The sequence below is a fragment of the Kitasatospora sp. P5_F3 genome (assembly GCF_054049135.1).
The window spans coordinates 1-9,873 of the sequence record NZ_JBFUMY010000113.1 but is presented as its reverse complement, the minus strand read 5'-3'; the positions used below and the strand labels follow the sequence as shown (position 1 = coordinate 9,873).

Below are 9,873 nucleotides of genomic sequence, written 5' to 3'. Positions count from 1 at the left end.
GGCGCCGGCTGCCGCCGAGCGCCACTGCCGACGGGCCGCCGCGTCCAGCCGGCGCCCTCGCGGGGAGGCCTGCTCGGCCGCCTGCTCCAGGGTCTGGAGCACCCCGGCCCGGGCCGCCTCGGCCCGGACCTCGACCGGGTCCGCGCCGAGGCTCAGCGCCTGTAGGTCGCCCTGCAGCCTCGGCAGTCCCCAGGCGTCGGCCGCCGTGTGGGAGAAGATCAGCACCACGTGGTGGACCAGCCCCTCGGAGACCACCGCGCCGAACCGCACCGGCCACTCGTCGGCGTAGTCGAAGGCCTGTCCCCAGAGCTCCTCCCGCAGCGCGGCCCCGATCCCGGCCGCCTGCTCCGGCGTGCCGTGGCGCAGGTGCAGCGGTGCGCTGCCGTCCCCGTCCAGGTGCTGGCGCAGCTCGCCGTCCGGCTCGGCCACCACCCGGGTGCGCAGCGCGTCGTGGACGTACAGCAGCCCGCCGAACGCCCGCTCGACCACCTCCAGCGGCAGGCCGCCAGGGACCGGGCCGTCCAGCGGGACGTTGTACGCGTGGTCACCCGGCCGCAGCCTCTGCAGCGCGGTCCAGATGGCCTGCTGACCCCAGGTCACGGGGCCCTCCCCGGTGCGGGCCCCGGTGCACGGGATCTGTCGGGTCGCTACCTCGGTGTTCACGCAACTCCCTTTCGTTCCACCACAGTTGGCCGAACAGGCAGCGAACGCCGGGCTGCCGACCGGGAGGGTTCAGGGAGAGAGCAGTCTCCGGCGGGACGCACACCCGGCCGACGACGCGAGCAACCTACAGTCCGTCAGATCGGCGGGCAAGACTCGTTCCGTGTGCCCGTACGAGCCGCGCGGGCCAGGATGGACCCATGCCGCCGACGCTGATCGACCTCACCCACCCGGTCACCACCGGGATGCCGGTGTACCCCGGGGACCCGGCCGTGTCGCTGCGGCCGGCCCTCACCACCGGCACCGACGGGGTCAACGTGCTGTCGCTGCACCTGGGTTCGCAGTCCGGTACGCACGTGGACGCGCCGTACCACGTGGACGTGACCTGGCCGACCCTGGACGGGCTGCCGCTCGGCCTGTTCACCGGCCGCGCCGTGCTCGCCGACCTGCGCGAGCTGCCCCCTCGGACCGGGGTGACGGCCGGTCAGCTGGCCCCCGCGCTGGCCGCCGTGACCCCCGGCGCCGTCCTGCTGCTGGCCACCGGCTGGCACCGGTACTGGGCCACCGACCACTACTACGCCCACCCCTGGCTCACCCCGGGCGCCGCCGAGGCGATCGCCGCTGCCGGGGTGCGCAGCGTGGGCGTGGACGCGCTGAGCATCGACCCGACCCCCGACCCCGGACCGGCCGACCCGGCGGTTGCCGCCCTGCTCGCCGACCTGACCGACGAGCACGACCCCGCCCCGGACCTGCCCACCCTGGCCGCCCACCGGGCACTGCTCGGCAGCCCGGGCGGCGCCGTCCTGTGCGAGAACCTCACCGACCTGACGCCGCTGCTCGACGCCTCGGCCGCCGGGCTGGCCGTCACGGTCTCGTTCTTCCCGCTCCGCCTCACCGCCGCCGACGGCGCCCCGGTCCGGGCGGTCGCCCGGCTGGGGTAGCTTCCGGCGGAGCGCCTCCCGGGTCGTCCACTTGCCCCAGTCGAACTGACGACAGGTGTGATTCCGACCGGTCGACCGGGTGACCGGACCCGACGGAGCCGGTCAGCCGGGTCCGGACTGGATACTCCTTCCGTCATGAACCGAACCAAGAAGTTCGCGGCGACCGTCGGTCTCGGCATCGCCCTTGCCCTCACCTGCACCGCTCCGGCCCTGGCCGCCGGCTGCGACGAGCTCGGCCCGGTGCAACACCAGGAGAAGTTCGCCCCCGAGTTCACCGGCGGTGGCAACACCTGCGTGAACACCGGTGGGGCCAGCGCGTCCGCCGTCGTGGTGGGGTCACCCGGGGTGCTCTCCGGCAACAACATCCAGATCCCGATCAGCATCCCGATCAACGTCTGCGGCAACTCCGTCAACGTGATCGGGGTCGGCAACCCGGCCGGCGGCGGGAACAACTGACCGCCTACTCCCCTCGGTTCGGGGGCCGCGACCGTACCTCCCGGTGCCGCCGCGGTCCCCGGACCGGCCACCTGAACCCCTTGGTCTAGACCATCGACCGGGGGCAGCGCTAGGCTCGCGCCATGGCAGAGATCGTCGGGGTGATCGAGCGGCTGTGGCGCTACCCGGTCAAGTCGACCGGGGGCGAGCGGCTCGGCTCCGTGGAGGTGGACGAGCGCGGGCTGGCCGGAGACCGGCTGTACGCGGTCCGGGACAGCACCGGCCGGATCGGCTCCGGCAAGAACACCCGACGGTTCCGCCGGATGGACGGCCTGCTCCGCCTCGGATCCCGGCTCGGCAACCGGCTGACCGCCCCCGAACTGCTCGACCCGCTGGGCCGCCCCGTACCGGACCCGAACGCTTTCCTGTGCGCCTACCTCCAGCGGGACGGTGTCGAACTCGCCCGCGAGGACACCGTTTCGCACTTCGACCAGCTGCCCGTCAGCGTGCTCACCACCGCCACCCTGGACTGGATCCGGGAGACCCTCCCCGGCACCGTGGTGGACGAACGCCGGTTCCGGCCCAACATCCTGCTCCGCACCCCGCCGGGCACCGCCCCGTTCGTCGAGGACAGCTGGTTCGGCCGCTCGGCCACCGCCCCGGGCGGCCTGGCGCTCGCCTTCGTCCAGGCCAGCGAACGGTGCGTCATGTCCGGTACGGCGCAGCCCGGCCTGCCGCACGCCCCCGAGATCCTCAAGGCCCTCACCCAGGCCCACGACGCCCGCCTGGACGCCCTCGCCACCGTCACCCACCCGGGGCACCTACGGGTCGGCGACGCCCTCACCCTCGACTGAGGACTGACGGCGGATCAGTGCGGGATGGCGGTGATCAGCTCGTGTGCGCCCTGCCGCTTGAGGGCGAGGGCGACCGAGGTCCCGAGGTCCTCCGGGCTGAGCGCACCGGCCCACTCGTGGGCGTCCAGGATCTGCTTGCCGTCCGGGGAGAACACCCGGCCGCGCAGCGCGAGCCGCCCGTCCGGCTCGGCGGTCGCGTACCCGGCGATCGGGCTGTTGCAGTGGCCCTGCAGGACGTGCAGGAACATCCGCTCCGCCGTCGCCTCGCGCCAGGTGTCGTGGTGCCCGAGACCGGTGGCGGCCTCGATGGTGGCGTGGTCGTCCTCCCGGCACTGCAGGGCGAGTACGCCCGCGCCGATCGGCGGGCACATCGCTTCGAGCGGGAGGATCTCGGTGATCCGGTCGCTCTCGCCGATCCGCTCCAGCCCGGAGGCGGCCAGCAGCAGGGCGTCGGCCTCCCCGGCCGCCAGCTTCGCCAGCCGGCTGTTGGCGTTGCCCCGGATCGGTACGCAGACCAGGTGCGGGTGCGAGGCGGCGAGCTGGGCGATCCGGCGCACCGAGGAGGTCCCGATCCGGCTGCCGGCCGGGAGCCGGTCCAGCGTCAGGCCCTCGGGGTGGATCACCGCGTCGCGGATGTCGTCCCGCCGCAGGTAGCCGGCGAAGACCGTCCCGGCCGGCAGCGGCCGGTCGGCCGGTACGTCCTTGAGGCAGTGCACCGCAAGGTCGGCCTCCCCGGCGAGCAGCGCCTGGTCCACCTCCTTGGTGAACGCACCCTTCCCGCCCAGCTTCGCCAGATCACCCATCCAGCGGTCCCCCGAAGTGACCACCGGCACCACCTCGGTCCTGATCCCCGGGTGCAGCACGGCCAGTTCGGCCCGCACCCGCTCCACCTGGGCGAGCGCCATCGGCGAGGAGCGGGACACGATCCTGATCAACTCAGCGGCAGCCATGGCGACATGATAGGCCGTCAGCCAATGATCGCAGGACCGCCGCCCTGCACCAGGCAGAACGGGTGGCCGGCCGGATCGAGGTAGACCCGCCAGCCGGTCTCGACGGCCTTGCGGACCGCGCCGAGTTCCAGCGCCCCGGCCTCCGCCACGTCCAGGTCCTCGACGTCGACGTCCAGGTGGAGCTGCTGCGGGTGGGCCGGGTCGGGCCACATCGGTGGGCGGTAGTCCTCGACCCGCTGGAAGCCGAGCACCATGCCGCCGGGGACGTGCACCGTCGACCAGTACTCGTCCAGCGACCAGCGCGGGTCGGGACGGTCCACCTCGCCCCCGAGCAGGGCGGCGTAGAAGTGCGCCAGCCCGGCGGGGTAGTGACAGTCGAGCACCACGCACTGCAGCTTGCCGATCATCGGGACCACTCCTGGAGCAGACGGGGACCTGTGCCCCTCCAGCATCCCGCCGTCCCGGGCCGGACCGGCCGAGGACACGGTGACGCTCAGCCCGGGAACGCCCTGGAGGCTGCGTAGTACGGGTAGTACAGTGGCCCCATGGAGATCTCAAGCGAAGTGCCGGCGCGTGAGCTCAACCAGCAGACCGCCCAGATCCTGGCCCGGGTCGAGGCCGGCGAGACCGTCACCGTCACCAAGAACGGCCGCCCGGTCGCCATATTGCGCCCGTACGGGGCGGTGGACCCGCCGGCCTACGGCTTCCGCACCGACCCGATGGGTGAGGACCCGTACTTCCAGGAACCGCCGTCCATCGAGTTCGACCCGATGGACGTGGACGAGCAGGACGAGCTGATGCGGCAGGGGTTCGGCGTTGAGTGACTCCTCCGACCTGGCGGTCGCCGTCGCCGACACCTCAGGGCTGCTGGCGTTCTTCAACCCGCGCGACCCGCACCACGACCAGTGCCGACTGGCGCTCCGTCAACTCGGGCACCTGGTCGTACCGCCTTTCGTGCTGGCCGAGTTGGACTACCTGCTGACCGCGCGGGCCGGTAGCGCGGCAGCGCTGAGCGCCCTCGGCTACATCTCGCAGGGGGTGCTCCGCTCGCGCTTCGAGGTGCCCGAGGTCGGTGCTCACCTCCCGGCCGCGCGAGCGGTCATGCAGACCTATCCCGACATCGGGCTCACCGACGCCATGAACGTCGTGCTGGCACGGGAGTTCCGGACCTCCTGCTTGCTGACCCTCGACGTCAAGCACTTCCGGATGGTCCGACCGCTCACCACCCACCCGGCGTTCCGGCTGTTGCCGCTCGATCTCTGAGAGTCAGAGAGTCAGGCCCCGCAGCACCAGGTCCAGCAGGGCGAAGACGAAGAGGGACATGCCGACGAAGCCGTTGGTGGTGAAGAAGGCCCGGTTCAGCTTCGAGAGGTCGTGCGGCTTGACGATGGTGTGCTCGTAGACGAAGGCCGCCGCGACCACCACCAGGCCGACCCAGAAGGCCGGGCCCGCGTCGGTGAGCAGCGCGTACCAGACCAGCAGTGCCAGGGTGACGGCGTGACAGGCGCGGGCACCGTACAGCGCGGCCGGCACGCCGAACCGGGCGGGGACGGAGCGGACGCCCTCGGCGCGGTCGGCGGTGACGTCCTGGGTGGCGAAGATCAGGTCGAAGCCGCCGATCCAGATGCCGACCGCGAGGCCGAGCACGACCGCGTCCCAGGACCAGCTGCCGGTGACGGCGAGCCAGGCGCCGATCGGGCCCATCGCCTGGGCCAGGCCGAGGATCGCGTGCGGGAAGTCGGTGAACCGCTTGCCGTACGGGTAGACCACCATCGGGACGACGGCGACCGGGGCGAGCAGCAGGCAGAGCGGGTTGAGCAGCGCGGCCGAGCCGAGGAAGACCAGCAGCGCGACGGCCGAGCCGACATACGCGGTGCGCAACGAGACTGCGCCGGTGACCAGTTCGCGGTTGGCGGTGCGCGGGTTCCGGGCGTCGATCTCGCGGTCGATGATGCGGTTGGCGGCCATCGCGAAGGTGCGCAGGCCGACCATGCAGACGGTGACCAGGGCCAGCGTGCCCCAGTGCATCCGACCGTCCGTCAGGTACATCGCGGTGAAGGCGGCGGTGAAGGCGAACGGCAGGGCGAAGATCGAGTGCTCGATCAGCACCAGGTTGAGGAAGGCCCGGACCTTGTTCGGCGGGACGGCGGCGATCGCGCTCACAGTCCGTACTCCTTCCAGCGTGCGGTCACCAGGGCGGCGGTCTCCGGGTCGGAGCTGACCATCTCGGGCCAGCCGCCGTCCCGGGTGTAGCCCTCCTCGGGCAGCTTGCGGGTGGCGTCGATGCCCGCCTTGCCGCCCCAGAACTGCTGGTAGGAGGCGTGGTCCAGGTGGTCCACCGGACCCTCGACCACGGTCAGGTCGCGGCTGTAGTCGGTGTTGCCCAGGGCCCGCCAGGCGACCTCCTGGTAGTCGTGCACGTCGCAGTCGGCGTCCACCACGATGATCAGCTTGGTCAGCGACATCATGTGCGCGCCCCAGATCGCGTGCATGGTCTTCTGCGCGTGCTTGGGGTACTTCTTGTCGATCGAGACGATCACGCAGTTGTGGAAGCCGCCCGCCTCGGGCAGGTCGTAGTCCACGATGTCCGGGATGATGATCTTGAGCAGCGGGAGGAAGAACCGCTCGGTGAACTTCCCCAGCGGCCCGTCCTCGGTCGGCGGCCGGCCGACCACGATCGACTGCAGGATCGGCCGCTTGCGCATCGTCACGCAGTCGATGGTCAGCGCCGGGAACGGCTCCTGCGGCGTGTAGAAGCCGGTGTGGTCGCCGAACGGGCCCTCGGGCAGCATCTCGCCGGGCTCCAGCCACCCCTCCAGCACCACCTCGGCGTCGGCCGGGACCTGGAGCGGGACGGTCTTGCAGTCCACCATCCGCACCCGCTCACCGGCCACGAAGCCCGCGAACAGGTACTCGTCGATGTCGCCGGGCAGCGGCGCGGTGGCCGCGTACGTCACGGCGGGCGGGCAGCCGAAGGCGATCGCGACCGGCAGCCGCTCGCCGCGCTTGGCGGCCACCGCGTAGTGGTTGCGGCTGTCCTTGTGGATCTGCCAGTGCATCCCGATGGTCCGCTTGTCGTGCCGCTGCAGGCGGTACAGACCGAGGTTGCGGACGCCGGAGTCCGGGTCCTTGGTGTGGGTCAGGCCCAGGTTGAAGAACGAGCCGCCGTCCAGCGGCCAGGTGAACAGTGCCGGGAGCTGGTCGAGGTCGACCTGATCGCCCGTCAGCACCACCTCCTGGACCGGCGCGTCCGAGGACTTCACGTTCTTCGGCGGTACGTGCGCCATCGAGGCCAGCTTGCCGAAGGCGTCCCGGAAACCGGTGAAGCCATGCGGCAGTTCGGGCTTGAGCAGCCCGGCGATCTTCTCCGAGATCTCCTCCGGGCCCTTCAGGCCGAGCGACTTGGCGAGCCGCCGCTCGGTGCCGAAGACATTCATCGCCAGCGGCATCGAGCAGCCCTTGACGTTCTCGAACAGCAGTGCAGGACCCTTGGCCTTCTGCACCCGGTCGACGATCTCGCCGATCTCCAGATGGGGATCGACCTCGGTCTTGATCCGCTTGAGGTCGCCCTCTCGCTCCAGGGCCCGGAGAAACGAACGGAGATCGTCGTATGCCATGCGTGTCAGTATCCGATACGGACCGGCGCCCGCCGGTCATTGGGGGCGGGGTCTACGCTGGCCACGCCAAGAGGGCCCTACCTGCTGCTCCCCGGGGGACACCGAACCGTGCTGAGGATTCTGCCGCCACTGCTCCTGCTCGCCCTCTGGATCTGGGCGTTCATCGACTGCCTGACCACTCCTGAGCAGGAGGTCAAGCACATGCCCAAGGTGATCTGGGTGATCATCGTGCTGCTCTTCCCGCTGGTCGGCTCGATCGCCTGGCTGGCCATCGGCAAGCAGCGCGACGGCCTGACCGCCGCCCGCAGCGCGGGCCGCTCCGCCGGCCGCCAGGTGGCGCCGGACGACAACCCCGAGTTCCTCGCCTCGCTGAAGAAGGACCAGAGCGACCGGGACGCGGACCTGCTCAAGCAGTGGGAGCTCGACCTGCGCCGCCGCGAGGAGGAGCTGCGCGACAAGGGCGAAGAGGAGAACCCCGACAAGCGCTGACCTGCTTTGGTGCATCCCTACGAGCCGGGACACCTCTCGACAGTCGGTGCAGACCCGCCCCGAAGCCCCTGAATTTGCCGCCTGACCTGCGGATCTCCCCTCGCGGCAGGCACCCCGTGCAGTCCGCGGAGCGGCCCGGCCGAGCTTTCGGCCGGGCCGCTTTCTGTGCAGCCCTGACAGCTTCTGGCGCCCGACCTTGTACGGAATCGACGCCGAGCCGGAGCCATGATCCCTCGTAGTGTCGTAGGTGAAGAAGTGTTCGCAGCGACCGGCCCGCCACAGCGGCCCGCCGCAGGACAGTTCCCTCAGACTTGGAGTGGTTCGAGATGACGGTTCTGCACGAGGCGCCCGCCGGTGGCGAGATCCCCGAAACCCCGGCCGACGCCCGGGGGCGCGTGGCCGAACTGCACGAACTCCGCAGCCAGGTGCTGCGCGGCCCCAGCGAGAAGGCCACCGAGGCGCAGCATGCCAAGGGCAAGTTGACGGCTCGTGAGCGGATCGACCTGCTGCTGGACGAGGGCTCCTTCCGTGAGGTCGAGCCGTTGCGTCGGCACCGGGCGTCCGGTTTCGGGCTGGAGGCGAAGAAGCCGCACACCGATGGTGTGATCGTGGGCTGGGGCACGGTGCACGGCCGGACGGTGTTCACCTACGCCCACGACTTCCGGATCTTCGGTGGTGCGCTGGGTGAGGCCCACGCGCAGAAGATCCACAAGATCATGGACATGGCGATTGCGGCCGGTGCCCCGCTGGTGTCGCTCAACGACGGTGCCGGCGCCCGGATCCAGGAGGGCGTCACCGCSCTGGCCGGCTACGGCGGCATCTTCCAGCGCAACACCCGCGCCTCCGGYGTCATCCCGCAGATCTCGGTGATGCTCGGCCCGTGCGCCGGYGGCGCCGCGTACTCCCCCGCGCTGACCGACTTCATCTTCATGGTCCGCGAGACCTCGCAGATGTTCATCACCGGACCCGACGTGGTGCAGGCCGTCACCGGCGAGAAGATCAGCCAGAACGGCCTCGGCGGCGCCGACGTGCACTCCGGYGTCTCCGGCGTCTCGCACTTCGCCTACGACGACGAGCAGAGCTGCATCGAGGAGGTCCGCTACCTCCTSTCRCTGCTTCCGCAGAACAACCGCGAGATGCCGCCGGCCACCCCCAACGACGACCCGGTCGAGCGCCGCAACGACGTCCTGCTCGACCTGGTCCCCGCCGACGGCAACCGCCCCTACGACATGCGCAAGGTGATCGAGGAGATCGTCGACCACGGCGAGTTCCTGGAGATCCACGAGCGCTGGGCCACCAACGTGCTCTGCGTACTGGCSAGGATCGACGGCCACGTCACCGGCATCATCGCCAACCAGCCGCAGTCGCTGGCCGGCGTGCTGGACATCAACGCCTCGGAGAAGGCCGCCCGCTTCGTCCAGATGTGCGACGCCTTCAACATCCCGCTGGTCACCATGCTCGACGTCCCCGGCTTCCTGCCCGGCGTCGACCAGGAACACGACGGCATCATCCGCCACGGCGCCAAGCTGCTCTACGCCTACTGCAACGCCACCGTCCCGCGGATCCAGCTGATCCTGCGCAAGGCCTACGGCGGCGCGTACATCGTGATGGACTCCCGCTCGATCGGCGCCGACCTGTCCTACGCCTGGCCCACCAACGAGATCGCCGTGATGGGCGCCGAAGGCGCCGCCAACGTCATCTTCCGCCGCGACATCAACGGAGCCGAAGACCCCGAGGCGATGCGCGCRCAGAAGATCAAGGAGTACAAGACCGAGCTGATGCACCCCTACTACGCCGCCGAACGCGGCCTGGTGGACGACGTCATCGACCCGGCCGAAACCCGCGCCGTCCTGGCCTCCTCCCTCGCCATGCTCCGCACCAAGCACGCCGACCTGCCCAGCCGTAAGCACGGCAACCCGCCGATGTA

The 9,873-nt window shown here is 70.9% G+C and carries 12 protein-coding genes; 7 read left to right on the top strand and 5 right to left on the bottom strand.

Annotation, left to right across the window (positions count from 1 at the left end):
• Positions 1 to 600: condensation domain-containing protein (locus ACXJMZ_RS34725; protein WP_457034009.1), on the bottom strand; the 600-nt coding region annotated here is incomplete at its 3' end.
• 260 nt (positions 601 to 860) lie between these two features.
• Here ACXJMZ_RS34725 and ACXJMZ_RS34720 point away from each other — a divergent pair.
• From ACXJMZ_RS34720 to ACXJMZ_RS34710, 3 genes are all read left to right on the top strand, one after another.
• On the top strand, positions 861 to 1,601 hold the full coding sequence (locus tag ACXJMZ_RS34720; RefSeq protein WP_457034008.1) for a cyclase family protein: 741 nt from the start codon (positions 861 to 863) through the stop codon (positions 1,599 to 1,601).
• A gap of 135 nt (positions 1,602 to 1,736) precedes the next feature.
• Positions 1,737 to 2,057 carry a chaplin gene (locus ACXJMZ_RS34715; protein WP_457034007.1) on the top strand — a complete coding sequence of 107 codons (321 nt, stop codon included), beginning with the start codon at positions 1,737 to 1,739 and terminating at the stop codon, positions 2,055 to 2,057.
• Positions 2,058 to 2,179: 122 nt separating this feature from the next.
• Positions 2,180 to 2,890 (top strand): MOSC domain-containing protein, encoded by a 711-nt coding sequence (locus ACXJMZ_RS34710; RefSeq protein WP_457034006.1) that lies wholly within the window; start codon positions 2,180 to 2,182, stop codon positions 2,888 to 2,890.
• Between the two features lie 14 nt (positions 2,891 to 2,904).
• Here ACXJMZ_RS34710 and hemC read toward each other — a convergent pair whose 3' ends face one another.
• Both hemC and ACXJMZ_RS34700 read right to left on the bottom strand, forming a co-directional pair.
• The gene (gene hemC / locus ACXJMZ_RS34705) at positions 2,905 to 3,840 is read right to left on the bottom strand and encodes a hydroxymethylbilane synthase (protein ID WP_457034005.1); all 936 of its coding nucleotides are present in this window, start codon (positions 3,838 to 3,840) and stop codon (positions 2,905 to 2,907) included.
• 17 nt (positions 3,841 to 3,857) lie between these two features.
• The gene (locus tag ACXJMZ_RS34700) at positions 3,858 to 4,247 is read right to left on the bottom strand and encodes a VOC family protein (protein ID WP_457034004.1); all 390 of its coding nucleotides are present in this window, start codon (positions 4,245 to 4,247) and stop codon (positions 3,858 to 3,860) included.
• Positions 4,248 to 4,385: 138 nt separating this feature from the next.
• Here ACXJMZ_RS34700 and ACXJMZ_RS34695 point away from each other — a divergent pair, with 138 nt between their 5' ends.
• Together ACXJMZ_RS34695 and ACXJMZ_RS34690 are read left to right on the top strand one after the other, a co-directional pair.
• Positions 4,386 to 4,664: a type II toxin-antitoxin system Phd/YefM family antitoxin gene (locus tag ACXJMZ_RS34695; protein WP_457034003.1), complete on the top strand. Its 279-nt coding sequence runs from the start codon at positions 4,386 to 4,388 to the stop codon at positions 4,662 to 4,664.
• Entirely contained in the window at positions 4,657 to 5,103 is a 447-nt protein-coding gene (locus ACXJMZ_RS34690; RefSeq protein ID WP_457034002.1) for a PIN domain-containing protein, read from the top strand. The genes ACXJMZ_RS34695 and ACXJMZ_RS34690 overlap by 8 nt, the downstream gene beginning before the upstream one ends.
• 3 nt (positions 5,104 to 5,106) lie before the next feature.
• On the opposite strand, the gene mqnP is transcribed toward ACXJMZ_RS34690, so the two are convergent.
• Positions 5,107 to 6,003 carry a menaquinone biosynthesis prenyltransferase MqnP gene (gene mqnP, locus ACXJMZ_RS34685; RefSeq protein ID WP_457034001.1) on the bottom strand — a complete coding sequence of 299 codons (897 nt, stop codon included), beginning with the start codon at positions 6,001 to 6,003 and terminating at the stop codon, positions 5,107 to 5,109.
• The gene (locus tag ACXJMZ_RS34680) at positions 6,000 to 7,457 is read right to left on the bottom strand and encodes a menaquinone biosynthesis decarboxylase (protein ID WP_457034000.1); all 1,458 of its coding nucleotides are present in this window, start codon (positions 7,455 to 7,457) and stop codon (positions 6,000 to 6,002) included. The genes mqnP and ACXJMZ_RS34680 overlap by 4 nt, the downstream gene beginning before the upstream one ends.
• Positions 7,458 to 7,565: 108 nt before the next feature.
• Between ACXJMZ_RS34680 and ACXJMZ_RS34675 the strand changes: the two genes are divergently transcribed.
• Together ACXJMZ_RS34675 and ACXJMZ_RS34670 are read left to right on the top strand one after the other, a co-directional pair.
• A complete protein-coding gene (locus ACXJMZ_RS34675; RefSeq protein WP_457033999.1) occupies positions 7,566 to 7,946 on the top strand; it encodes a PLD nuclease N-terminal domain-containing protein in 381 nt (126 codons plus the stop codon).
• A gap of 326 nt (positions 7,947 to 8,272) precedes the next feature.
• The coding region (locus tag ACXJMZ_RS34670; RefSeq protein WP_457033998.1) for an acyl-CoA carboxylase subunit beta at positions 8,273 to 9,873 on the top strand (1,601 nt) is incomplete at its 3' end.

Coding starts and splice junctions, on each gene's coding strand:
- ACXJMZ_RS34720 (WP_457034008.1), top strand. CDS start 861: ATGCCGCCGACGCTGATCGACCTCACCCACCCGGTCACCACCGGGATG.
- ACXJMZ_RS34715 (WP_457034007.1), top strand. CDS start 1,737: ATGAACCGAACCAAGAAGTTCGCGGCGACCGTCGGTCTCGGCATCGCC.
- ACXJMZ_RS34710 (WP_457034006.1), top strand. CDS start 2,180: ATGGCAGAGATCGTCGGGGTGATCGAGCGGCTGTGGCGCTACCCGGTC.
- hemC (WP_457034005.1), bottom strand. CDS start 3,840: ATGGCTGCCGCTGAGTTGATCAGGATCGTGTCCCGCTCCTCGCCGATG.
- ACXJMZ_RS34700 (WP_457034004.1), bottom strand. CDS start 4,247: ATGATCGGCAAGCTGCAGTGCGTGGTGCTCGACTGTCACTACCCCGCC.
- ACXJMZ_RS34695 (WP_457034003.1), top strand. CDS start 4,386: ATGGAGATCTCAAGCGAAGTGCCGGCGCGTGAGCTCAACCAGCAGACC.
- ACXJMZ_RS34680 (WP_457034000.1), bottom strand. CDS start 7,457: ATGGCATACGACGATCTCCGTTCGTTTCTCCGGGCCCTGGAGCGAGAG.